The organism is Robertmurraya sp. DFI.2.37, assembly GCF_029211245.1.
Taxonomy (GTDB): Bacteria; Bacillota; Bacilli; order Bacillales; family Cytobacillaceae; genus Robertmurraya; species Robertmurraya methanolica_A.
The window spans coordinates 1-379 of record NZ_JARGEJ010000348.1 but is presented as its reverse complement, the minus strand read 5'-3'; the positions used below and the strand labels follow the sequence as shown (position 1 = coordinate 379).

Annotated in this window: 1 pseudogene; it reads right to left on the bottom strand. The window is 34.0% G+C overall.

The annotated features are described in order from the left end of the window. Positions 1-248 precede the first annotated feature (248 nt). Positions 249-379: pseudogene (locus tag PZE06_RS26820) on the bottom strand (IS256-like element ISBsu2 family transposase); the annotation flags it as partial.

Here is a 379-nt window from a genome sequence, read left to right as displayed (position 1 = left end):
CTGTAGTTGAAAATGTTATTTTACTCATGTTGTCCCCTAGTTCCTATTTAGTAAGTTTAAGTATATAAAAAAATACCTATAGATAAAACACTCTTTTTCAAGTGTCCTAACTATAGGTACCATAATACGCAAGGGTACTCTTTTTTTGATCTGAATGTCCGAAAGGACAAGAAATAAAACGTCAATAAAATCAGGTTCAACGTCAATTGAAGGGGTAAAGTAAGGGTTTGTCAAGAAAAGTGTGTAAGTTACTCTAGATACTTCTTTACACGATTCTTCAGGTGGGCATGAATTAACAGTTGATTCATGACCATAGCCCATTGTTGGATATGTCCGCCTTCCCATTTCTTTTCTAATTCTTTCGTTCGTAAAAACAACA